The organism is Rhodococcus sp. G6(2025), assembly GCF_058628105.1.
The window spans coordinates 5,598,919-5,621,804 of sequence record NZ_CP179750.1 but is presented as its reverse complement, the minus strand read 5'-3'; the positions used below and the strand labels follow the sequence as shown (position 1 = coordinate 5,621,804).

Annotated in this window: 23 protein-coding genes and 1 tRNA gene; 16 read left to right on the top strand and 8 right to left on the bottom strand. The window is 67.7% G+C overall.

All coding sequences use genetic code 11. From position 1 onward, the window contains the following. The first annotated feature begins 1 nt into the window (after position 1). Positions 2-211: a hypothetical protein gene (locus tag ACLIVD_RS25935; RefSeq protein ID WP_009474106.1), complete on the top strand. Its 210-nt coding sequence runs from the start codon at positions 2-4 to the stop codon at positions 209-211. A gap of 137 nt (positions 212-348) precedes the next feature. Then, entirely contained in the window at positions 349-555 is a 207-nt protein-coding gene (locus tag ACLIVD_RS25930) for a hypothetical protein (protein WP_283333561.1), read from the top strand. Positions 556-617: 62 nt separating this feature from the next. On the opposite strand, the gene gdhA is transcribed toward ACLIVD_RS25930, so the two are convergent. After that, on the bottom strand, positions 618-1,961 hold the full coding sequence (gene gdhA / locus ACLIVD_RS25925) for an NADP-specific glutamate dehydrogenase (protein WP_283333562.1): 1,344 nt from the start codon (positions 1,959-1,961) through the stop codon (positions 618-620). A gap of 100 nt (positions 1,962-2,061) precedes the next feature. Next, positions 2,062-2,565, bottom strand: a complete 504-nt coding sequence (locus ACLIVD_RS25920; RefSeq protein ID WP_283333563.1) for a winged helix-turn-helix transcriptional regulator — start codon at positions 2,563-2,565, stop codon at positions 2,062-2,064. Between the two features lie 87 nt (positions 2,566-2,652). Here ACLIVD_RS25920 and ACLIVD_RS25915 point away from each other — a divergent pair, with 87 nt between their 5' ends. The 3 genes from ACLIVD_RS25915 (at position 2,653) to ACLIVD_RS25905 (ending at position 5,050) form a co-directional block, all read left to right on the top strand. Further along, entirely contained in the window at positions 2,653-3,369 is a 717-nt protein-coding gene (locus ACLIVD_RS25915; protein WP_491930851.1) for an SDR family oxidoreductase, read from the top strand. Next, positions 3,369-3,929 carry a PaaI family thioesterase gene (locus ACLIVD_RS25910; RefSeq protein ID WP_283333565.1) on the top strand — a complete coding sequence of 187 codons (561 nt, stop codon included), beginning with the start codon at positions 3,369-3,371 and terminating at the stop codon, positions 3,927-3,929. Before ACLIVD_RS25915 ends, ACLIVD_RS25910 begins: the two co-directional genes overlap by 1 nt. 296 nt (positions 3,930-4,225) lie before the next feature. After that, positions 4,226-5,050 carry an alpha/beta fold hydrolase gene (locus ACLIVD_RS25905; protein ID WP_283333566.1) on the top strand — a complete coding sequence of 275 codons (825 nt, stop codon included), beginning with the start codon at positions 4,226-4,228 and terminating at the stop codon, positions 5,048-5,050. 70 nt (positions 5,051-5,120) lie between these two features. Here ACLIVD_RS25905 and ACLIVD_RS25900 read toward each other — a convergent pair. Further along, positions 5,121-5,193 (bottom strand) — tRNA-Arg (locus tag ACLIVD_RS25900). 57 nt (positions 5,194-5,250) lie between these two features. Beyond that, positions 5,251-5,628, bottom strand: coding sequence for a DUF4345 family protein (locus tag ACLIVD_RS25895; RefSeq protein WP_283333567.1), 378 nt, complete (start codon positions 5,626-5,628; stop codon positions 5,251-5,253). 106 nt (positions 5,629-5,734) lie between these two features. Here ACLIVD_RS25895 and ACLIVD_RS25890 point away from each other — a divergent pair, with 106 nt between their 5' ends. The 7 genes from ACLIVD_RS25890 (at position 5,735) to ACLIVD_RS25860 (ending at position 16,716) form a co-directional block, all read left to right on the top strand. Further along, positions 5,735-7,765 (top strand): bifunctional copper resistance protein CopD/cytochrome c oxidase assembly protein, encoded by a 2,031-nt coding sequence (locus tag ACLIVD_RS25890; RefSeq protein WP_283333568.1) that lies wholly within the window; start codon positions 5,735-5,737, stop codon positions 7,763-7,765. A gap of 169 nt (positions 7,766-7,934) precedes the next feature. Beyond that, complete coding sequence (locus tag ACLIVD_RS25885; protein WP_280782331.1) at positions 7,935-8,363, top strand: single-stranded DNA-binding protein; 429 nt, start codon at positions 7,935-7,937, stop codon at positions 8,361-8,363. Positions 8,364-8,496: 133 nt separating this feature from the next. Further along, positions 8,497-10,176, top strand: coding sequence for an energy-dependent translational throttle protein EttA (ettA, locus tag ACLIVD_RS25880; RefSeq protein WP_005248242.1), 1,680 nt, complete (start codon positions 8,497-8,499; stop codon positions 10,174-10,176). Positions 10,177-10,179: 3 nt separating this feature from the next. Further along, complete coding sequence (locus ACLIVD_RS25875) at positions 10,180-10,605, top strand: acyl-CoA thioesterase (protein WP_280782332.1); 426 nt, start codon at positions 10,180-10,182, stop codon at positions 10,603-10,605. A 108-nt stretch (positions 10,606-10,713) separates the two neighbouring features. Next, on the top strand, positions 10,714-15,615 hold the full coding sequence (locus ACLIVD_RS25870; RefSeq protein ID WP_283353785.1) for an NAD-glutamate dehydrogenase: 4,902 nt from the start codon (positions 10,714-10,716) through the stop codon (positions 15,613-15,615). After that, complete coding sequence (locus ACLIVD_RS25865; protein WP_283333570.1) at positions 15,612-16,037, top strand: acyl-CoA thioesterase; 426 nt, start codon at positions 15,612-15,614, stop codon at positions 16,035-16,037. The genes ACLIVD_RS25870 and ACLIVD_RS25865 overlap by 4 nt, the downstream gene beginning before the upstream one ends. Next, the gene (locus tag ACLIVD_RS25860; protein ID WP_317567563.1) at positions 16,030-16,716 is read left to right on the top strand and encodes a DUF8010 domain-containing protein; all 687 of its coding nucleotides are present in this window, start codon (positions 16,030-16,032) and stop codon (positions 16,714-16,716) included. Before ACLIVD_RS25865 ends, ACLIVD_RS25860 begins: the two co-directional genes overlap by 8 nt. 7 nt (positions 16,717-16,723) lie before the next feature. On the opposite strand, the gene ACLIVD_RS25855 is transcribed toward ACLIVD_RS25860, so the two are convergent. The 3 genes from ACLIVD_RS25855 to ACLIVD_RS25845 all read right to left on the bottom strand — a co-directional run bounded on the left by ACLIVD_RS25855 (position 16,724) and on the right by ACLIVD_RS25845 (position 19,681). Next, a complete protein-coding gene (locus ACLIVD_RS25855) occupies positions 16,724-17,635 on the bottom strand; it encodes a DMT family transporter (protein WP_317567564.1) in 912 nt (303 codons plus the stop codon). Then, entirely contained in the window at positions 17,623-19,218 is a 1,596-nt protein-coding gene (locus ACLIVD_RS25850; protein WP_491930850.1) for a glycoside hydrolase family 13 protein, read from the bottom strand. The genes ACLIVD_RS25855 and ACLIVD_RS25850 overlap by 13 nt, the downstream gene beginning before the upstream one ends. Before the next feature lie 67 nt (positions 19,219-19,285). After that, positions 19,286-19,681: a globin gene (locus ACLIVD_RS25845; RefSeq protein ID WP_029537133.1), complete on the bottom strand. Its 396-nt coding sequence runs from the start codon at positions 19,679-19,681 to the stop codon at positions 19,286-19,288. Positions 19,682-19,821: 140 nt separating this feature from the next. Here ACLIVD_RS25845 and ACLIVD_RS25840 point away from each other — a divergent pair, with 140 nt between their 5' ends. From ACLIVD_RS25840 to ACLIVD_RS25830, 3 genes are all read left to right on the top strand, one after another. Then, on the top strand, positions 19,822-20,493 hold the full coding sequence (locus tag ACLIVD_RS25840) for an HNH endonuclease (RefSeq protein ID WP_198602110.1): 672 nt from the start codon (positions 19,822-19,824) through the stop codon (positions 20,491-20,493). 75 nt (positions 20,494-20,568) lie between these two features. Beyond that, on the top strand, positions 20,569-20,829 hold the full coding sequence (gene ctaJ / locus ACLIVD_RS25835; RefSeq protein WP_005248217.1) for an aa3-type cytochrome oxidase subunit CtaJ: 261 nt from the start codon (positions 20,569-20,571) through the stop codon (positions 20,827-20,829). Next, a complete protein-coding gene (locus tag ACLIVD_RS25830) occupies positions 20,816-21,295 on the top strand; it encodes a DUF5130 family protein (RefSeq protein WP_005264322.1) in 480 nt (159 codons plus the stop codon). The genes ctaJ and ACLIVD_RS25830 overlap by 14 nt, the downstream gene beginning before the upstream one ends. A gap of 72 nt (positions 21,296-21,367) precedes the next feature. Here ACLIVD_RS25830 and ACLIVD_RS25825 read toward each other — a convergent pair whose 3' ends face one another. After that, positions 21,368-21,673 carry an SRPBCC family protein gene (locus ACLIVD_RS25825; RefSeq protein ID WP_283333674.1) on the bottom strand — a complete coding sequence of 102 codons (306 nt, stop codon included), beginning with the start codon at positions 21,671-21,673 and terminating at the stop codon, positions 21,368-21,370. Between ACLIVD_RS25825 and dinB the strand changes: the two genes are divergently transcribed. Next, positions 21,642-22,868, top strand: a complete 1,227-nt coding sequence (gene dinB, locus ACLIVD_RS25820) for a DNA polymerase IV (protein ID WP_283333574.1) — start codon at positions 21,642-21,644, stop codon at positions 22,866-22,868. The two genes, ACLIVD_RS25825 and dinB, sit on opposite strands and share 32 nt — an antisense overlap. The last annotated feature ends 18 nt before the right edge of the window (positions 22,869-22,886 follow it).

The window sequence follows — 22,886 nt, the reverse complement described above, 5'->3', positions numbered from 1 at the left end:
AATGGTGGGGAAGTTCGAGCGGCGCAAGGACACCGTGCAGGAACTGACGGAGTCCGCGGCAACGCACGTGGGCCAGATCGCGACGATCATCGCGGGCGCCGTCCGGGACGTCACCCGGGAGATCGGTGACTGGGTGTCCGACGGCATCGAGATGCGCGAGGCCGCGAAGAAGGCCCGTGACGACGAGGGCGAGGCCGAACCGGTCGACTGAGTAAGCCGACCGGGCGTTTCGCCCAGGTAGAGATCCGGCCGCCGAGGGTGTGTTCATTGCACCCTCGGCGGCCTTTCTGCGGACAGGGCTCCGGTCAATGCTGGCTGCAGCACGAAACCGCCCGCCGAAAGGAACCCATGTCCCCCATCACCATCTCCACCACAGCGCGTATCGCGCTCGCCGGCTTTGCAGCCCTTGCCATTTCGCTGACCGGTGCCGCCGGCATGGCGTCGGCCAAGCCGATCTGCGAGACCGGCTGTTCGCAGCCGCTGCCCACCAAGAACCCCCGGCCCGACGTCAAGCAGATGTGCTGGGTCGAATGGGGGCAGCACAGTGTCAGGTGAGCTGACACGTTCGCGCCTCGAACGGGGCGCGGCCGGCGACGGCCGCGCCACTGTTCGTTCTGCTAGATGACGCCGAGCGAGATCATGGCGTCGGCCACCTTCACGAAACCGGCGATGTTCGCGCCGTGCACGTAGTCGCCCGGCATGCCGTACTCGGCGGCCGTGGCCACGGTGCGTTCGTGGATACCGCGCATGATTCCGGCCAACCGCTCGTCCGTGTATTCGAAGCCCCACGAGTCGCGGGACGCGTTCTGCTGCATCTCGAGTGCCGACGTGGCGACGCCGCCCGCGTTGGCCGCCTTGCCCGGGGCGAACGCCACCGCGGCATCGCGGAACACCTGGACGCCCTGCGGGGTCGTGGGCATGTTCGCGCCCTCGGCCACCGCCTGCACGCCGTTCGCCACCAGCGTCTTGGCGGCCGCTTCGTCGAGTTCGTTCTGGGTGGCGCAGGGGAGCGCGACGTCGCACGGCACGTCCCAGATGGATCCGTTCGGCACGAACCGGGCATGCGGCACCGTGTCCGCGTACTCACCGATCCGTCCGCGCCGCACCTCCTTGATCTCCTTCAGGAGCTCGAGGTCGATGCCCTTCTCGTCGACGACGTATCCGGAAGAATCGGAGCTCGCAATCGCGATTCCGCCGAGTTGGTGCACCTTCTCGATCGCATAGATCGCGACGTTTCCGGAACCGGAGACGACGACGGTCTTGCCGCCCAGTGAGCTGTTCGCGGCTTTCAGCATCTCGGCGACGAAGTAGGCGACGCCGTACCCGGTCGCCTCGCGACGCACCTGCGAGCCGCCCCAGGTGAGGCCCTTACCGGTGAGGACCCCCGACTCGTAGGAGTTGGTGAGGCGCTTGTACTGGCCGAACAGGTAGCCGATCTCGCGGCCGCCGACGCCGATGTCACCTGCCGGGACGTCGGTGTACTCGCCGATGTGGCGATGCAGTTCGGTCATGAACGACTGGCAGAACCGCATGATCTCGGCCTCCGAGCGACCCTTGGGGTCGAAGTCGGAACCACCCTTGCCGCCGCCGATCGGAAGTCCGGTGAGGGCGTTCTTGAAGATCTGCTCGAAGCCGAGGAATTTCACGATACCCAGGTTCACGCTGGGGTGAAACCGCAGGCCACCTTTGTAGGGGCCGAGCACACTGTTGTACTGCACGCGGAAACCGCGGTTGACGTGCACGTTGCCGGAGTCGTCGACCCACGGCACCCGGAAGATGATCTGCCGCTCGGGCTCGCACAGCCGCTCGATCAATCCGGAGTCCGCGTAGTGGGGGTGGTGGTCGAGCACGACCTGCAGCGACTCGAAGACCTCGGCGGCTGCCTGGTGGAACTCGGGTTCGCCGGCGTTCCGCAGGCGGACCTGCTCGTAGATCTCTGCTACCTGGTCGCGCGTTGACACAGACCCACCTGCCTGACGTGTGAGGAATTCGTTACCTGACGTTTACTTTGGAAACTATAGACCTGATGTCGGGTGTCCTGTATTGGGCCGGGCGGAAAGGTTAGGGCTTCCGCAGTGGTGTGCGGGAATGCATTGCGACAGAGGTGTTCTCGACTGCCTCGCCGCAGTGCGCGCAGCGGTGTTCCAGCTCCAGTGAGTGCCCGCATTCGTGCACGAGCACCGACGGGGCCTCGTCGACGGCCCACTTGCTGCCCCATTGGAACAACGAGAGCAGCAGCGGTCGCAGGTCCTCGCCCGCCGCGGTGAGGTGGTACTCGAAGCGGGGAGGGTGCTCGGAGTACTGCCTGCGTTCGATGACGCCGACCTCCTCGAGCTTGCGCAGTCGCGCGGTGAGGATGTCGCGCGAGACGCCGATGTACCCGGCAATCCGGTCGAAGCGGTGCACCCCGTAGCTCAGTTCGCGGATCACCAGCATGGACCAGCGGTCGCCGATCAGTTCCATGGTGGCGGCGATCGCGCAGGGTCTCGGCGCCAGTGGCATGCGGTCCATGACGATCTCGGGTGTCGCTCGCTCGGTGTCGCCGTTGGTCATGCCCTCCATCATAGAGGGTTGTGTTTTCCAACTAATAGGGATTACTGTCGTGACCGTAGTTAGTTGGAAAAGCAGACTTACTCATTCGAAGGGGTCGTCATGACCACGATTCAAGATCGAACGGTGCTGGTCACCGGAGCCGGCCGCGGACTCGGGCATGCCTTCGTCGCCGAGGCGCTCGCGCGAGGAGCGCGCACGGTCTATGCGTCGGCGCGTGACACGTCGACGATCGAGGAGCATCCGCGGGTCGTGCCCGTCGAGCTGGACGTCACGAACCCCGAATCGGTCTACGCCGCCGCGGAGCACGTGGGGGACCTCGGCGTCCTGATCAACAACGCCGGCATCCTCATCGGCGAGTCGCCGCTCACGGGTGATCTCGACGGAATGCGCCGCGAACTCGAAACCAACCTCTACGGGCCGCTCAACGTCACTCGCGTGCTCGCACCGATCATCGCCGCCAATGGGGGCGGCGCGATCCTCAACGTGCACTCCGTCCTGTCATGGCTGGCCGTCGGCGGCTCGTACAGCGTCTCGAAAGCCGCCCTGTGGAGTGCCACCAACGCGATGCGTGCCGAACTCGCGGCGCAGAACATCCAGGTGGTCGGGCTGCACCTCGGGTACATGGACACCGATATGACGAGCGGACTGGACGTGCCGAAGATCTCCGCGGCCGAGGTCGCGCGACTGGCCTTCGACGGCATCGAGTCCGGCGCCAACGAAGTCCTCGCGGACGACACCTCCCGCACCGTCAAGGCGGCACTGTCGGGCGACCTCGACGTCCTCTATCCGCAGCCGGCGCAGCAGGGGGCGGCATAGTGAGCGAGTCCGGAAACGGCGCGGTGTCGACCGTCGAGGGCGTGGCGGACGCGGAGTGGGGAGAGGTGCGATCGAGGACCGTCGAATGGCGCGACCCGGCGGGTCCGGCGCGGAAAGCGCGAGAACTCGACGGCCTCGGCTACCTGCGGGCGATCCTCGGCGGCGACATTCCCGCGCCCCCGATCGCGAGCCTGATGAACCTGCGGTTCCTCGAGGCAGAACCCGGAAGGGTCGTCTTCGCGCTGGACCCCGACGAGTCGCAGTACAACCCGATCGGCGCCATCCACGGTGGCGCCGTGTGCACCCTGCTCGATTCGGTTGCAGGCTGCGCCGTGCACACCACGTTGCCCGCGGGGTGGGGCTACACGTCGGTCGAGATCAAGGTCAACTACATCCGCGGGGCGACCCGGGACTCGGGGGCCCTCACGGCCACCGGCGTCGTGAAGAAGTCGGGTCGCCGCATCGCGTTCGCGGAAGGGGAGGTCACCGACTCGCAGGGCCGCCTCGTCGCCACCGCCACCAGCACCCTGCTGGTGTTCGAGGTTCCACCGGAGAGCTGACACCGGATGCGCGAGTAACGGCAGCTGAACGCGGGAAACCCGCCACTCGCGGAGGATGGTGGCGGGTCCCGGTGCACCCTTGCCCCGTCGGGTTGGGGCGATGCGCGAACAAGACTAATTGGTCGGTTTGTTACGCGCGAGTACGGAACTCCGGGTACGGACGACGGGCGCAATACCTATCGGACGGTCGTACAGGATGCTGCGGTCGAAGCCGCCCTGCGACGTACCGAAGTTTGATGTACTGAAATTGCGTCCACATCGGCGTCATCCCCAGAGCGGTCAAGGAAGGCAACCACATGGGCACGATCACTACCCAGGATGGCACGGAGATCTTCTACAAGGACTGGGGAACCGGTCAACCCATCGTGTTCAGCCACGGCTGGCCGCTGTCGGCCGACGACTGGGACACACAGATGCTGTTCTTCCTCCAGCACGGCTATCGCGTCATCGCCCACGATCGGCGCGGTCACGGACGCTCGACACAGACCGGCGACGGCCACGACATGGACCACTACGCCGACGACCTCGCGGAGCTGACCGCGCATCTCGACCTGCAGGACGCCATCCACGTCGGCCATTCGACGGGCGGCGGCGAGGTGGTGCACTATCTCGCGCGGCACGGCGAGAGCCGGGTGTCGAAGGCCGCACTGATCAGCGCGGTACCGCCGCTGATGGTGAAGACGGAGGCGAACCCGGGCGGCCTTCCCAAGGATGTGTTCGACGACCTGCAGGCACAGCTCGCCGCCAATCGTTCGAAGTTCTATCGCGACCTGCCGTCGGGCCCGTTCTACGGATTCAACCGACCGGGCGTGGAATCCTCGGAGGCGACCATCGAGAACTGGTGGCGCCAGGGGATGATGGGCGGGGCCAAAGCTCACTACGACGGGATCGTCGCCTTCTCGCAGACCGATTTCACCGAGGACCTGAAGAAGATCACGGTGCCGGTGCTGGTGATGCACAGCGAAGACGACCAGATCGTCCCCTACGCGGACGCGGGACCACTGTCCGCGAAGCTTCTCGCGAACGGCACGCTGAAGACGTACAAGGACTTCCCGCACGGCATGCCCACCACGCAGGCGGAGACGATCAACGCCGACCTGCTGGCGTTCCTGAAGGACTGACACGAAACCCCCGATCCCTGTTCCTCCAGGTGGTCGGGGGTTTTCGCGTGTCGGTGCTCCGTCGGATGAGTGCCCCCGGCAGGATTCGAACCTGCGACCAAGAGATTAGAAGGCTCTTGCTCTATCCCCTGAGCTACGGAGGCGCGCAGCAAATATTACCTGCCGTCCCGAGCGCTCCGACCGGGGCTGGGGTGTCCGAGTCACGAGCCCACGGCGGCCGCGGAGAGCAGAAGTCCCGACAGAACGAGCTCGACCACGAAGTAGAACCACACGGGGTAGAAGCGGGTCGGCCGGTCGGCGACGGCCGACACTATCCGGCCGAAGGCCATCCCCAGCAGGGCGACGGCCACGGTCACCGAGGCGACGGATCGGATGCCGTACGCGTCGAAAGCCGCGAAGAACAGCAGGGCCGCCACCGCGACACCGAAGCCGCCGTAGACCGCGCGCACCTCGGCGCGGGACGTCGCCGAATCCGCGGACAGGGCGAACGGGGCGACCAGCCGGGCAGGCGCGGCGAGCCCGTACACACCCATGCCCGCGAAGAACAGCGCCACCGCGATGATCAGAAACTCAGCCATCTCTCAGCCTCTCGCTCCCTCGGGACACGTCCCTGTCGACGGTAACCGGAGCGGCGACGGAACCCTCGCGTCTCCGACGGCCTGTCGTAGGTCCTACCCTTGATGTATGGCTACACCCCAGCTCGCGGCGTCCGACCCGGCATCGAAACCCCCGAATCGCGCCGATTCGACCGCCCTGTTCGTCGTCGGCGGACTCATCGCCGGTCTGGTAGCGGCAATCGTCGTCGGACTTTCCGCTGCTCAGGCGCTCGTGCTGCTGGGAATTCCGGATCCCGGCCCGATCACCACCTACGGACTGCCCGCGATGCGGGCTGTGTCGGAGATCGCTGCCGTCATCGCCATCGGATCGCTGCTGCTCGCGGCGTTCTTCGTGCCGCCGCAGAAATCCGGTGTCCTGGACGTGGACGGCTACCGTGCGGTCCGGACGGCGTCGTACGCCGCGATCGTGTGGGCCGGGACCGCCCTCGTCCTGGTCCCGCTGACGTTGTCGGACACCTCCGGGCAACCCTTCGCCGAGGCGGTCGAACCGGCCAACATCTTCAATTCGATCGATCAGGTCGAACTCGCCGGCGCCTGGCGCTGGACCGCGATCATCGCGATCGTCCTCGCGATCGCATCCCGGCTCGTGCTGCGCTGGTGGTGGACGCCGATCCTTCTGGTCGTCGGCATCCTCGGGCTGATGCCGCTCGCGTTGACGGGGCACTCGTCGTCGGGCGGTTCGCACGACATGGCGACGAACAGTCTGATCCTGCACCTCGTCGCGGCCTCGCTGTGGGCGGGTGGCCTGTTCGCTCTCCTCGCCCATGCCCGCAGGCGCGGCGCCTACACCGACGTGGCGGCGCGCCGGTTCTCCGCGGTCGCGACGGTCTGCTTCGTCGTCATGGCGGTCAGTGGTGTGGTGAACGCGCTCGTACGCGTCCAGATCGGTGACCTCGTCGACACGACATACGGACGCCTGGTGGTCGCGAAGATCGTGGCGCTCGTCATCCTGGGGGTCTTCGGCTGGGCGCAGCGTCGACGGGCCCTGCCCGCGTTGCAGAAGGATCCGGCCAGCCGCGGCAATCTGATCCGGTTCGCCGGCGCGGAGGTCATGGTGTTCGCCGCCACGATCGGCCTCGCCGTCGGGCTCGGCCGCACGCCCCCGCCCCCTCCGACCGCGGCGCCCACCCTCACGGAGGTGGAACTCGGTTACAACCTGGCGGGGCCGCCGACGTTCGCCAGGCTGATGCTGGACTGGCGATTCGACCTCCTCTACGGCACCGCCGCGATCGTGCTGGCCGTCGTCTACGCGCTCGGATTGCGCAAACTCCGGCGTCGCGGCGACAGCTGGCCCGTCGGCCGGACCGTCGCGTGGATGTGCGGATGCGTGGTGCTCCTCGTGGCGACGTCGTCGGGTGTCGGACGTTATTCACCGGCCGTGTTCAGCGTGCACATGGGCGCGCACATGGCGTTGTCGATGCTGACCCCGGTCCTGCTGGTGCTGGGTGCGCCGATCACCCTCGCCCTGCGTGCCCTCGATCCGGCGGGCAAGAACGGTGTGCCGGGTCTGCGCGAGTGGATCCTGACGGCGCTGCACAGCCCGTTCTCCCGGTTCATCACCCATCCCGTCGTCGCGGCGGTGCTGTTCGTGGGCGGGTTCTACGCCCTGTACCTCGGCGGGATCTTCGAGGCCGCCGTCGACTCGCACTCCGCGCACGTCCTGATGAACCTGCACTTCCTGCTGAGCGGCTACCTCTTCTACTGGGTCGCCATCGGCGTCGACCCGTCGCCGCGCAAACTGCAGCCGGTGACGAAGCTCGCGATGGTGTTCGGCTCGCTGCCGTTCCACGCGTTCTTCGGTGTGGCGCTGATGAGCATGGGTGCGGTGATGGGCGAGTGGTACTACCGGTCGCTCGGACTGGGCTGGAACGCCGACCTGGTGGGTGACCAGCAACTGGGTGGCAGCATCGCGTGGGCGACCGGCGAGATCCCGCTGGTGCTGGTGATGATGGCGCTGCTCATCCAGTGGTCCCGCAGCGACGGCCGCACCGCACGGCGGGTCGACCGGGCTGCCGACCGCGACGACGACGCCGACCTGGCAGCGCACAATGCGATGTTCGCGGAACTGGCGCGACGGGACCGAGAAGCCGGGCACTGACCGCTAGCACGGGGTGCCGACACCTTCGGAGGCTCGGCGGCCGTGCCGGCCGTTCTCTCCACAAGCGCTCTATTTCTCCACAGATTTCGGATGCCGTCCGGCAATCTCCCATCCGGACGGCACGCTGTGAGTGACGGCACCTTGCCGCACTCACAGGGGGTAGAGCGAAATGTACGAAACACACGGCACCGTGGTCGGAACGGTCATCACCAGCCCGGTCACCCGGTCGAACGCGGCCGGTGACGAGTTCCTCAATTTCCGGATGGCGAGCACGGTCCGGCGCCGCGATCACACGACGGGCGAGTGGCGCGACGGGAGCACGCTCTACCTCACGGTGACCTGCAGGCGGCGACTGATGGCCGGCGTCGTCCAATCGATCGCGAAGGGGGATCCGGTCATCGTGACCGGCGAGTTGCGCACCACGGAGTACACGACGCGGGACGGCATCGCCCGCTCCGACCTGGAGCTGAGCGCGACCGCGATCGGACCGGATCTCGCCCGCTGCACGGTCGTCCTCGAGCGCGCGCCCAGAACCGCGGACGGGGGTGCGGCGACCCCGGCGACGGAACAGGTCGCCACTCGGTCCCTCGTCGCGTAGCGCACCAGCGGGTATCGGCGCCGACCCCGTGCCCGCGGCGCCGGTGCCCGCGGCTTCTTCCTGCGAAGCCCCCGATCACGTCCCCGACCCTCCGCGATGTGGGTTCATCGCACTTCACCATTAGGCTGGCCCCATGGCTGAGTTCATTTACACGATGAAGAAGGTGCGCAAGGCGCACGGTGACAAGGTCATCCTCGATGACGTCACGATGAGCTTCTACCCCGGCGCCAAGATCGGTGTGGTCGGCCCGAACGGCGCGGGTAAGTCCAGCATCCTCAAGATCATGGCGGGGCTGGATCAGCCGGGCAACGGTGAAGCGTTCATCGCTCCGGGTGCCACCGTCGGGATCCTCATGCAGGAACCGCACTTGGACGAGACCAAGACCGTTCGCGAGAACGTCGAAGAGGGCCTCGGTGAAACCATGGTCCAGCTCAAGCGGTACAACGAGATCGCCGAGCTGATGGCCACCGACTACTCCGACGAGCTGATGGAGGAGATGGGCGAGCTCCAGGAGAAGCTCGACCATGCCGACGCGTGGGAGATCGATTCCCAGCTCGAGCAGGCGATGGACGCTCTGCGCTGTCCGCCGCCGGAGGAGATGGTCACTCACCTCTCCGGTGGTGAGAAGCGCCGCGTCGCCCTCTGCAAGCTCCTGCTCAGCAAGCCCGATCTGCTGCTGCTCGACGAGCCGACCAACCACCTCGACGCGGAGAGCGTCCTGTGGCTGGAGCAGCACCTGGCCGCCTACCCGGGCGCGATCCTGGCCGTCACCCACGACCGGTACTTCCTCGACCACGTCGCCCAGTGGATCTGTGAGGTCGACCGCGGCCGCCTGTACCCCTACGAGGGCAACTACTCCACCTACCTGGAGCAGAAGGCCGCCAGGCTCGAGGTCGCGGGCAAGAAGGACCAGAAGCTGCAGAAGCGCCTCAAGGAGGAGCTGGCCTGGGTCCGCTCGGGAGCGAAGGCCCGTCAGGCCAAGAACAAGGCCCGCCTCGACCGCTACGAGGAGATGGCCAACGAAGCCGAGAAGACCCGCAAGCTGGACTTCGACGAGATCCAGATCCCGGCGCCGCCGCGTCTCGGCGACGTCGTGGTCGAGGTTTCGAGCCTCGACAAGGGCTTCGACGGCCGGGTTCTGATCAAGGACCTGTCGTTCACCCTGCCGCGTAACGGCATCGTCGGCGTGATCGGCCCCAACGGTGTCGGTAAGACGACGCTGTTCAAGACCATCGTCGGGCTCGAGGAGCCGGACGCCGGTGAGGTGAAGATCGGTCAGACCGTCAAGCTCAGCTACGTCGACCAGAACCGTACGGGCATCAACCCCGACAAGACGGTGTGGGAGGTCGTGTCCGACGGTCTCGATCACATCGTGGTCGGCCAGACGGAGATGCCGTCGCGCGCGTACATCAGCTCGTTCGGGTTCAAGGGCCACGATCAGCAGAAGCCGGCGGGCGTTCTCTCCGGTGGTGAGCGCAACCGCCTGAACCTCGCGATGACTCTAAAGCAGGGCGGAAACCTGATCCTGCTCGACGAACCGACCAACGACCTCGACGTCGAGACCCTCGGTTCGCTGGAGAACGCCCTCGAGCAGTTCCCCGGCTGCGCCGTCGTGATCTCCCACGACCGCTGGTTCCTCGACCGCACCTGCACGCACATCCTCGCGTGGGAGGGCGGCTTCGGCGACAACGAAGCCGCCTGGTACTGGTACGAGGGCAACTTCGAGGGTTACGAGGCCAACAAGGTCGAGCGGCTCGGACCGGACGCGGCGCGTCCGCACCGGGTGACGCACCGCAAGCTCACGAGGGACTGACCCTTGGTGGAGTCGAAGGTCTTCACGTACGAGATCCAGGTCCGGTGGGGTGACTCCGACCGGCTGGGTCACGTCAACAACACCCGCTTCGTCGAGTACATGCAGGAAGCACGTGTGCATTTCCTGTCGTCGGAGCTGGAGTCGGTGGGTGCCCGGGCGGGCGCCACGGTGGTGCGCAAGATGGACGTGGAATTCCTGCGTCCCGTCACCGATGCCTCCGGTCCGCTGACGATCGACGTGTCGGTGCTCCATGTCGGCACTTCGTCGTACACGATCCGGCACGTCGTCACGAACCGCGACGGGGTTCGCTGCGCGACGGGCGACGCCCTGATGGTGGCGTTCGACGCGAAGGCCGAACGTTCGCGTCCGCTCTCCGAGGCGGAACGGGACGCGCTCGAGCGGTACCTCGCGCCGGTGACCACCGGCTGACGGATCCGGCGCGCGCGGTGCCCGAAGTTTACCCTCTGTTCCCATCGCCGCGGGCTAGTCTCGAGAGAGTTGCCCGCGGCGATCGGAACGAAGAGGAAGTGAGCCCCGATGACGGAATCGGCAGCACTGAAAGATGCGGAGTGGGCGCGGAATCTGCCCGAAGGTCTCCGGTCTCAGGTGCCGACTCTCGCAGCCGTGTATTTCCGTCACGTCGATCGCGGTGACAGCGAGAGCGCCGTCAACGGCGCCTCCGGGGCCGTGCTCGGCGCACATCTGACACTTGCCCTGCATCGTCCGCCGGAGCGCGCGGTCACCCGGGTCTACCGCCCGGGTGACGGGCGCGAACTCGGTGCGTCCCTGCAGATCGTGACGGACGACATGCCGCTGCTCGTCGAATCGATCACCGCGCTGCTGAACCGCCTGGGCATCGGGATCAGCGAATTCGTGCATCCCATCGTCTCGGTCCGGCGCGATCCGATCGGTGCGCTGCGCGGAATCCTCATGGGAGACAAGGCCAAGGATGCCGACGAGGGCAGCCTCGCCGAGTCGTGGATTCACGTCCAACTCGATCCACGTGCCGACTCCGCGGTTCTCGACACACTCGAGAAGGAAGTGGGCACCGTCCTCGCCGACGTGCGCCAGGTGGTCCGGGACACCGACATCATGCGCAAGCTCGAGCGGACACTCGCCGACGAACTCGAGACGTCCACACCGTGTCCCGGCGTGTCGAAGGACGACCTGGAGGACTGTGCCGATCTGCTGCGGTGGATGTCGCAGGGCAACTATGCGGCCCTCGGCTACCGCCGCTTCGAACTGGGGGAGCCGGACAGTTCCGGCGCCCGCAGCCTGCAGGTGGTGCCGGGCAGCGGTCTCGGACTGCTGCGCTCCGACACGGTCACCGAAGGCCCGCTGAGTCTGCCGCCGGCCGCCGAGATCCCCGACCGTCCCCTGCTCGTGCTCACGCAGGGCTCGTTCCCCGCGACCGTGCACCGCTCGGTCTACCCGTTCTTCGTCGGCGTGAGCATTCTCGACGAGAACGGCAACATCACCGGTGAGCACCGGTTCCTCGGGGTCTTCACGGTCACGGCGCTGCACGAGAACGTCCTCGACATTCCCGTGATCGCTCGCCGGGTGCGCAAGGTGATCGACCGTGCGGGGTTCCAGTTGAACTCGTATTCGGGGCAGGCGATGCTGGAGGTCATCCAGTCGTTCCCGCGTACCGAGCTGTTCTCGAGCGACGCCGACACACTGTTCGACACGGTGACCGCCGTGCACAGCATCGGGCTCCGGCGTCAGGTGCGTCTGTTCGTGCGCGAGGATTTCCTCGGGCGATTCGTCTCCTGCCTGATCTATCTGCCCCGCGACCGGTACACCACCCGGGTCCGGCTCGCGATGCAGGACATCCTGCTGCGGGAATTCGGCGGCGGCACTTTGGAATACACCGCGCGCGTCACCGAGTCCGACCTGGCGTTGCTGCACGTGACGATCCGCAAGAGCGCCGAACAGATGGGGTCGCGGCTCGACCTCTCGGACGCCGACCGCGAACGGGTCCAGGCCATGCTGGCCGAGGCGAGCCGCAGCTGGGACGACCATCTCGGCGACCTCCTCCCGGTGACCACAGGTGTGGATCCCGTTCTGGCGCAGCGTTATGCCGCCGTCCTGCCCGAGGGGTACAAGGAGGATTTCGACGCCACACGCGCGTTGTCGGATCTCGCGAGGCTGGAGGCGCTCGAAGACGGTTCCATCGATCTGCTGCTCTACCGCGATCCCGGGGCGGAGGTCGGGCACTGGCGATTCACCCTGTACGTGGGCGGGGACGGTATTTCGCTGAGCCAGGTGCTTCCGGTGCTACAGAGCCTGGGTGTGGAGGTGCTCGACGAACGGCCCTATCTGATTCCGCGGCCGGACGGGTTGACGTGCTGGATCTACGATTTCGGGTTGTCGGTGCCCGCGGAGTTGCTCCGCTCCTCGGTGGAGGACGACCTGGATGCCGAACTCGCGGCCGAGGAGGCGTCCGCTGCCGCACCGAAGCTTCAGGAACGGTTCACGGATGCCTTCACCGCGGTCTGGTTCGGGCGGGCGGAGGCCGACCGGTTCAACGAGCTGATCCTGCGGGCGGGAGTGTCGTGGCGGCAGGCCGTGATCCTGCGGACGTATGCAAAGTACCTGCGTCAGGCGGGTTTTCCGTACAGTCAGTTCCACATCGAGGGGGTTGCGCTGGCGAATCCCCGTTCGGCGTACACACTCGTCGAGTTGTTCGAGGCGATGTTCGATCCGGAGACGCCCTCACCCGATCTGGTGTCCGAACTCGACACCCGTCTGCGGGAGTACATCGACGCCGTGGTCAGCCTCGACGCGGACCGCATCCTGCGCGGTTTGTTCGGGCTGATCAAGTCGACGCTGCGCACCAACTATTTCGTCGTCGGCGAGACCGGGGAGCCGCCCACGTACCTGTCGATCAAGCTCGATCCGACGTCGATCCAGGAACTGCCGAAGCCCCGCCCGAAGTACGAGATCTTCGTGTACTCACCCGACGTCGAGGGTGTGCACCTGCGGTTCGGGTCCGTCGCCCGCGGCGGGCTGCGCTGGTCGGACCGGCGTGAGGATTTCCGCACCGAGATCCTGGGGTTGGCGAAGGCCCAAGCCGTGAAGAACGCTGTGATCGTCCCGGTCGGTGCAAAGGGCGGCTTCGTCGTCAAGAATCCGCCGACACCCTCGGGGGACGCGGCGACCGACCGCGCCGCCGCTCTCGAGGCGGGCCAGGACTGCTACCGCACCTTCATCTGCGGGCTCCTGGACCTCACCGACAACGTCGATCAGGTGTCGGGGGAGATCGTTCCCCCGGCCCGGGTGGTGCGGCGCGACGGCGACGACCGGTATCTCGTCGTGGCCGCGGACAAGGGCACCGCGAAATTCTCCGACCTCGCTAATTCTGTTGCGGAGCAGTACAAATTCTGGCTCGGCGACGCGTTCGCGTCGGGCGGGTCGGCCGGGTACGACCACAAGGGGATGGGCATCACCGCGCGCGGTGCCTGGGAGAGCGTGAAACGGCACTTCCGGGAAATGGGGGTCGACACCCAGACCCAGGACTTCGCCGCGGTCGGTGTCGGCGACATGAGCGGCGACGTGTTCGGAAACGGCATGCTCCTGAGCCGGCACATCCGGCTGGTGGCGGCGTTCGACCACCGGCACATCTTCCTCGACCCCGATCCGGACCCCGCCAGGTCCTTCGCGGAGCGGTCCCGGATGTTCGCGCTGCCCCGGTCGTCGTGGGCCGACTACGACACCAGCATCATCAGCGAGGGCGGGGGAGTGTGGGACCGGACCCGCAAATCGGTCCCGATCAGTGCCGCCGCGCGTGCCGCGCTCGGACTCGACGATGCCGTTACCGAACTCTCCCCGCCGGAACTGGTCCGGGCGATCCTGCGTGCCCCGGTGGATCTGCTGTGGAACGGCGGCATCGGCACGTACGTCAAGGCGTCCACCGAGACCAATGCGATGGTGGGCGACAAGAGCAATGACTCCGTGCGCGTCGACGGCAACGAGGTGCGGGCGAAGGTGGTCGGCGAGGGCGGCAACCTCGGGGTGACGGCGCTCGGCCGGATCGAGTACAGCCAGAACGGCGGCCGGATCAACACCGACGCCATCGACAACTCCGCGGGCGTCGACTGCTCCGATCACGAGGTGAACATCAAGATCCTGCTGGACTCGCTGGTGAGCAGCGGCGGACTGCCGCGGGAGGAACGCAATCCGCTGCTGGCGTCGATGACCGACGAGGTCGCCCAACTCGTGCTCGCGAACAACATCGCGCAGAACAATCTCCTCGGTGTCTCCCGGACCAGCGCGGCACCGATGCTGAGCGTGCATCGCCGGCAGATCGAGCACCTGGCGTCGCGTCGCGGACTCGACCGGAAGCTCGAGGCCCTGCCCACCGACGAGGAGATCGCCCGACGCAGGCAGGCCGGACAGGGACTGACGTCTCCGGAACTCGCGACCCTCACCGCGCACGTGAAGCTCACGCTCAAGGACGACCTCCTCGCGACGGACCTGCCCGACAGCGAGACGTTCGCGCCGCGGCTGCCGCGGTACTTCCCGACGGTGTTGCGCAAGCGGTTCCGCACGGCGATCAAGGCGCATCCTCTGCGCAGGCAGATCGTGGCGACGATGCTCGCGAACGAGACCATCGACAACGGCGGCATCACGTTCGCGTACCGGTTGGCGGACGAGGCGGGTGCGAGCAGCACCGACGCCATCCGCGCCTACGCGGCGGTCACCGAGATCTTTGCCCTGCCCGAGCTGTGGTCGAGGATCCGGTCGGCGGACATCGCGGCGGACATCGAGGACGACCTGATTCTCGAGTCCGGCCGGGTTCTCGACCGCGCGTCCCGCTGGTTCCTGACCAATCGGCCTCAGCCCCTCGCCGTGGGCGCCGAGATCGCCCGGTACTCGGCCGACTTCCGTGCACTCTCGCCGAGGGTGCCGCAGCTCGTGCGGGGGCATCAGCTCGCCGACGTGGAGGCGCGGGCGCGGCCGCTCGTCGTCCGCGGCGCGCCCGAGGACCTCGCGTTCGAGGTGTTCCGGCTTCTGGACAAGTTCTGTCTGCTCGACATCAGCGACATCGCCGACATCGCCGAACGCGACATCGACGAGGTCGCCGAGCTGTACTACGAGCTTGACGCGCACCTCGGCATCGACTGGCTGCTGAGCGCCGTGTCCACTCTCGCGCGGGGTGACCGCTGGCATTCGCTGGCCCGCCTCGCGTTGCGCGACGACCTCTACAGTTCGCTGCGTCAGCTCACGATGGAGGTGCTCCTGGGTGGTGAACCTCACGAGACGCCGCAGGAGAAGATCGACGACTGGGAGTCGACGAACGCGTCCCGGCTGGCCAGGGCGAGGTCCGCTCTCACCGAAATATTCGAGTCTGGGACCCTTGATCTCGCGACGCTCTCGGTGGCGGCGCGTCAGGTACGCAGCATGGTGCGAGGTATGGGCACCCGATCGGAGGTATGACGTTGAGAGAGGGTTTTCACGCGGAGGTCGAAGTTCGATGGTCGGACATGGACGTCTTCCAGCACATCAACCACGCACGGATGGTGACGTTGCTGGAGGAGGCGCGGATTCCCTGGCTGTTCGAGGACGACCGTCCGACCGTCACGTTGCGTGACGGCGCGGTCATCGCGGACCTCCATGTGCGCTACCGCGGGCAACTCCGGCACAGCGATTCACCGCTCGACGTCCTGATGTGGGTGGAAAAGGTGCGCGCCGTCGATTTCACGATCAACTACGAGGTACGCCCGAAGGGCGTCGACGTTTCGGTCGCGCCGTCCATCATCGCGTCGACGCAGATCGCGGCGTTCGACATCGACACCCAGCGCCTGCGCAGAATCACCGACGTCGAGCGGGCGTACCTGGAGAGCTGGCAGCGTGTATGAGCGCGTCCTGTCGATCCCGGACGCCACGGAGCGCGGTGATCTCGCCACGTTCCTCACCCGGGTGGTCCGGTTGGACGAGTCGACGGTGGTGCGTCTGCGTCAACGCGGACCCGGCCGGCTGACGATCTGGGCGGCGACCGGTTTCGACGCGCTGGCGGTGCGCACGGTCGCGGGGACCATCACCCCCGACGACACGTCGGCTGCCGGCGACCAACTGCTCGCCGCTCTCGAAGCCGCGACCGCAGCCGACATCGATCCGGGGTTCTCGATGGATTCGGCGTGGCGGGGCGCGCTGCCTCCGACGGAGGGCTTCGTTCACGTCGACGACGTCCCGGCGCGTGTCCTCGTCGACCTCGCGCAGCGCGGTGCGGCCCTGGCGCAGGAGCACGGCAGCGGCCACGGCCCGCCCGCATCGCTCCTCGACCAGGAAGTCCTGCAGGTGGCGGGCTCGGAGCACACGGTCGGCATCCCGATGCGGGTGGTGTTTGCTCTCACCGCGATGGGGTTCGTTCCGCACGCGGGCTCGGATCGGCTGACCGCCGACATCGACCTCGAGCGCATCGACGCCTCCGAACTGGTCCGGGTGCGTGCCACCGCGTCGTGGCTGCGGGTGGACGCCCGGTTCGGGTCGATCTACCGGCACCGCGGTGGGGGGATTGCGTTGACGGTCGCGCGGTAGCGCGCCGTCAGCCGGACCGCAGCGTGCTGGTGGCCAGCACGGCGAGCGACGCGACGACGGCCGCCATGCCCAGCCCCGCGACCAGGGTCAGCTGCTCGCCGAGCACCGCGGTCCCGAGCAGTGCCGCGACCACCGGTTCGGTGAGGGTCAGCGTCGCGACCGTCGCGGGTGGCAGCCGCCGCAGACCGGCGGCGAACAGGAGATACGCCAGCACGGTCGGGACGATCGCCAGATACACGGCGGCCGCAGCGCCCGCTCCGGTGTCGAGGCCGCCGGGCCAGGTCGCGACGAGCACGGGGATCAGGAACAGTCCACCGAGACCGAACATCTGCCCCATCGCCGCCTCGGGGCTCGCACCCGCTGCGAGCAGAGACGACCCGGCAACCGTGTAGGCGGCGTATCCGAGACCGGCGATCAGCGCAGGCAATGCACCCGCGAGGATCCCGGACGAGTCGGAGCCGCCGGTCGTGCCCGCCACGATCAACGCCATGCCGGCGACGGCGATGACGGTGGACACGGCCCACACCGGGCCGGGGCGGTGCCGGTGCACCGCCCATTGCAGCGCGCCGGTGAACGCGGGTCCCGATCCCAGCGCGATCATGGTTCCTGCGGCCACCCCGGCGCTCTGCACGCCAGTGAAGAATCCGAGTTGGTACGCCGCGACCCCGATCCCGCCCCACACGGCGGACGCATAGCGGCGAATCCCGGAGCCGTCACCGAACCCGAGTCCGCCGCGCAGCGCCGCGAACGCCGCGAGGAGCGCGCCCGCGGCCACGACCCGGGCCGAGCCGACGGCCAGCGGGTCGAGGTCGTATCCGAGGGAGCGGGACGCAAGGGCCTGCGCGGTTCCCGTGGTGGCGAACAGGATCGATGCGGCGACGACCGCCGCAACTGCGGGAGCGCGGGTCAGATGAGCCACGCAGCCGCGTTCGGTGGGAGCTGCCCCTCGACGAGCGGCGCGCTGCTGAGCAGCACCTCACCGGGTGGCAGCGAGATCGGCGCGTCGGTGGCGTTGAGGGCGCAGATCAGCCCGCCGCGCCTGCGGAAGGCGAAGCAGCCCGCGGGGCTCCCGTACCAGTCGACCCCGGGACCGGAGAACTCCGGACGCAGCGAGCGCAGTTCGAGTGCGGCCCGGTACAGCGACAGCGTCGACGTGACGTCCTCGAGTTGCGCCTCGACGGTGAGGTCCGCCCACTCGGGGGGCATCGGCAGCCAGGGCTCGCCGGTGCTGAACCCGAACGGTGGTTCGGTGCCCTCCCACGGCACGGGCACCCGGCAGCCGTCGCGGCCGCGTTCGGTGTGACCGGACCGTTCCCACACCGGATCCTGCAACGCCGAATCGGGGAGGTCGACGTTGGGCAGGCCGAGTTCGGCACCGTTGTACAGGAACGCCGCACCCGGCAACGCCAGTTCGACGAGGATCATGGCCCGGGCGCGTGCCGTGCCGATCTCGCCGCCGCCGTACCGGGTGACTTCCCGTTCGACGTCGTGGTTCGACAGGGTCCAGGTGGGTGTCCCGCCCACCTGGTCGACGGCGGTCAGGGAGTTCTCGATCGCCTCCCGCACCGTCTCCGCCGAGAACTCGGCCTCGGCCAGCCGGAAGTTGAACCCGAGGTGCAGTTCGTCGGGCCGGATGTACTCGCCGAAGCGTTCGTTGTCGCGAACCCAGATCTCCCCGACGGCCATCGTGCCCGGGTACTCGTCGAGCACCTTGCGGATGCCGCGGTGGATGTCGTGGACCGCGGGGTTGTCGAACCGCGGATCGTCATCCGAGTTCTGCAGCAGTTCGTTGGCGGACCAGTCATGGTCCGGCAGACCTTCCGGCTTGGCCATGCCGTGCGCGACGTCGATGCGGAATCCGTCGACGCCGCGGTCCAGCCAGAACCGGAGCGTCTTCGTGAGATCGTCGACGACCTCCGGGTTGTCCCAGTTCAGGTCGGGCTGCTCCGCCGTGAAGATGTGCAGATACCACTGGCCGGGCTTGCCGTCGGCCTCGGTGATCCGCGTCCACGCCGGCCCGCCGAAGATGCTCGGCCAGTTGTTGGGCGGCTCCGCGCCGTCCTCACCGCGACCGTCGCGGAAGATGTACCGGTCCCGTTCGGGACTGCCGGGCGGCGACGCCAGGGCGGCGCGGAACCATTCGTGCTCGACGCTGGTGTGATTGGGCACCAGATCCATCGTCACCTTGATCTGCCGCGCGTGCGCGGCCTCGATCAACTCGTCCATGGTCGCGAGGTCACCGAACAGCGGGTCGATGTCACGGGGATCGGACACGTCGTAACCGTGATCGGCCATGGGGGAGCGCATGACCGGGCTCAGCCAGAGGGCGTCGACACCGAGCAGTTCGAGGTATCCCAGCTTGTCCCGCACTCCGTGGAGGTCGCCGACACCGTCACCGTTCGCGTCGGCGAACGAGCGGGGATAGATCTGGTAGAAGACGGCGTCGGACCACCAGGGTGCCGGCTGCGTGTCGTCGGCGGACGTTTCGGCGGGAGTGCTCACAAACGCCCATCGTGCCAAACGATCGCCCGCACCACGACTCGACCGGCGTAATCGGCGCGGGGCGGTTTCAGAAGGCGGAGTTCACCATCGACGCGGCGGCCATGTCCATGTACTCGGTGAGAGCCTTGCGGTGGGCGTCGTCGAGGGTGCCGGAGTCGATCGACGCGATGGCCGTGTGCATGCACCGCAGCCAGGCGTCCCGCTCGATCGGGCCGATCTTGAACGGCTGGTGACGCAGCCGCAGTCGTGGGTGGCCGCGCTCGTCCGAATAGGTGTGCGGTCCGCCCCAGTACTGCTCGAGGAACATCCGCATCCGGCGCTCGGCCGGACCCAGATCTTCCTCGGGGTAGAGGGGCCGCACGATGTCGTCCTTGGCGACTTCCTCGTAGAAGCGCGCGGTGAGTTTGCGGAACGTCTCCGCTCCGCCCACCGCCTCGTAGAAGGTCTGCTGCACGTCAGTCATGGCGCCTTCCATTGTGCACGTGCGGGCGCGAACGGTCTTCGTCACCGTCTGTTCACCGAATGTCCTGCATTTTTGTCGGAAATGGACGTGCACGAGCTGGCAATTCATGGTGCACTTGGTGGCAATCTCCCGGAGGTCGCATGAAGAATCGACACAGCGCCCGCGCGCACCGACAACTCGTGCCCACTGATGCCCGGAGTGCCGGGGTTTCAGGGGCGTTTGCTTTACAAGTGATCACCGAAGGCTCCGCGCACAGCGCAGAGCCTTCTTTCCCGGGCGAGAATGCGGTTCCGCTCTGGATCAAGCGCCGGGTGCTTCTTCTGAATGTCACCTACGAGCCGCTCACCGCCCTTCCTGCCCGCCGCGCCGTGGTGTTGATGACCTGCGGTAAGGCCGATACCGTCCACGAGGATCCCCAGGCCCCGGTCGTCCACTCCGAGCAGTGGGCCGTGCAGGTGCCGTCCGTGATCCGCCTCCGGAACTATGTGCGCGTGCCGTATCGCGCCCGCGTTCCGATGACCCGCGCAGCCCTCATGCACCGGGACCGGTTCCGATGCGCCTATTGCGGCGCCAAGGCCGAGACCGTCGATCACGTGGTTCCCCGCAGTCGCGGCGGCGAGCATTCGTGGGAGAACTGCGTGGCCTGCTGCGCACCCTGCAACCACCGCAAAGCGGACAAGTTGCTGAGCGAACTCGGCTGGACGCTCCGGGCGTCTCTGGTGCCTCCGTCGGGGCCGCACTGGCGACTGCTGGCGTCCACCAAGGACCTGCACCCGTCGTGGATGCCCTACCTCGGTGAAGGTGCCGCCTGAGCGTTCCGCGCGTCCCCTTCGCGAAGTTCGGCCCTGACGCTTCCCCTCGCACGGTTCTGGGCTACCGTTTGCGTTGTGAGCATTCTCGAGACAGTGCTGATATTCGTAGGAATTCCGGCGTTGATCACCGCCTTCTTCGCGGGGATGTCGTTCGTCGGCAAGAAGACGCCGGGCCCCGTGCCGCCCGCGTTCCACCTCGGTGAGGAATGGACGCACGCGCCGGTGCTGTGGAGCGCCGTCGACGAGGTGACCACGCACGGTCATCACGGCGGACACCACGGCGCGCACGCCGGTTCGGCAGACCTGATTGGAGGCTCGGCAAGTGGCAAGTGGTGACCTGATTCCCGCGTCCGCGGTATCCGCGGACAATCTGCCTGTCGGCAGCGTCGTGACCTCCAGTGGTCGCATCTCGGGCGTGCACCGTGTCGGTGAGCCGTTCACCGACGACCTGCCGTTCACGACGGACGAACTCGTCCGCCTCGACGATGCCCTCACCGAAGGCACCCGCAAGACGAAGGTGCGCTTCAACGCGTACATCGGTGACCTCGGCGCCGACACCGCAGCCGGCGCCGACGCGCTGTTCCCGACGACGCCCGAGGCGGAACGGTCCGTGCTCATCGCGGTCTCGCCCAACCAGCGGACGGTCGAGATCCGCAGCGGCCGGGCCGTGGCCAACCGGGTCACCGACCGGGTCGCCCAGCTCGGTGCCACCGCCGCCGTGTCCTCGTTCGGCGACGGCGACCTCATCGACGGTCTCGTGAGTGCCATCCGCGTGATGAGCGCGGCAATCGCCTCGCCGTAAACCTGCACAGATCAGCGTCCGCGCGGCCCGATCCGGCTCAGTCCTCCTGAACCGGATCGGGCCGTCGGTGTCTCACCGGGTGCCGACGACGCGGTCGCCGCTCTCGAGCGTCCGCCGGACGGCGTCGATGCCGAGTTCCATCATCCGCGCGGTCCAGTCCGCGAGACTCGCGGGCAGGATGTCCGCGATCCAGACGAACACGGTCGCGCCGTTGCCGTCGTCGCTGACCTGGGCGGACGCATGGTGATGCCGGTAGGGGCCGTCGACGATCGACCAGGCCGGTCGGCGCGCGTCTTCGTCGCACGAGACGAGACGCTCCCGGACTGTCGGTGGTCGATGCGAACATATGTTCGTGTCCGATTCGCCGCGCCCGCGCATCTCGAGTGGCGCCGAGGCGACCATCCTGCACGCCGACCTCGATGCGTTCTACGCCTCGGTGGAGCAGCGGGACGACCCCGGTCTGCGGGGTCGTCCGGTGATCGTCGGCGGCGGCGTCGTGCTGGCAGCGAGCTACGAGGCGAAGGCGTACGGGGTGCGCACGGCCAGCAGCGGTGCGCAGGCGCTGCGCCTGTGCCCGCACGCCGTCGTGGTGCGGCCACGGATGTCGGCGTACGCGGCCGCGAGCAAGGCGGTGTTCGAGGTCTTCGGCCGGACGACGCCCCTGGTCGAGGGACTGTCCATCGACGAGGCCTTCCTCGACGTCGCCGGTCTCCGCAAGATCGCGGGCGCACCGGTCGACATCGCGGCACGCCTGCGCCGCGACGTGCGGGAGCAGGTGGGGCTGCCGATCACGGTCGGGGTCGCGCGAACGAAGTTCCTCGCCAAGGTCGCCAGCGCGGTGGGCAAACCCGACGGCCTGTTGCACGTGCCGCCGGACCGCGAGATCGAGTTCCTCCATCCGCTGCCGGTCGAACGGCTGTGGGGTGTCGGGGCGGTGACGTCGGTCAAGCTCCGCGACGCCGGGATCGGCACCGTCGGCCAGCTCGCCCACTATCCCGAAGAGCTGCTCGTGTCCATCGTCGGACCCGCGGCGGGCCACCACCTCCACGCGCTCGCCTGGGCACGCGACCCGCGGCCCGTGCAGGTGGGGCGCAGGCGGAGATCCGTCGGCGCGCAGCACGCCCTGGGGCGCAGACCGAAGTCGAGGGAGGACGTGGACGCCGCTCTGGTGACGTTGGTCGACCGGGTGGCGGGCAGGCTGCGCCGCGGCAAGCGGGTCGGGCGCACGGTGGTGCTCCGGCTGCGGTTCGACGACTTCACCCGGGTCACGCGTTCGCACACTCTCGCGCAGCCGTCGGCTCAGACGCAGACGATCCTCACCACGGCCCGGGGCCTGCTGAGCACCGCGTGGCCGATGATCGAATCCAAGGGCATCACCCTGGTGGGGATCGCGGTCGCCAACCTCGAGGACGACTGCCCGCAACAGCTCGCCCTGCCCTTCGACCCGTACACGAGCAGTTCCCTCGACAGCACACTCGACAGCCTCCGCGACCGCTTCGGCTCCTCGGCGGTCACCCGCGCGGTGCTGCTGGGCCGGGATCAGGGTGTGAGTGTGCCGATCCTGCCGGACTAGGCCGGCAGGATCGGCCAC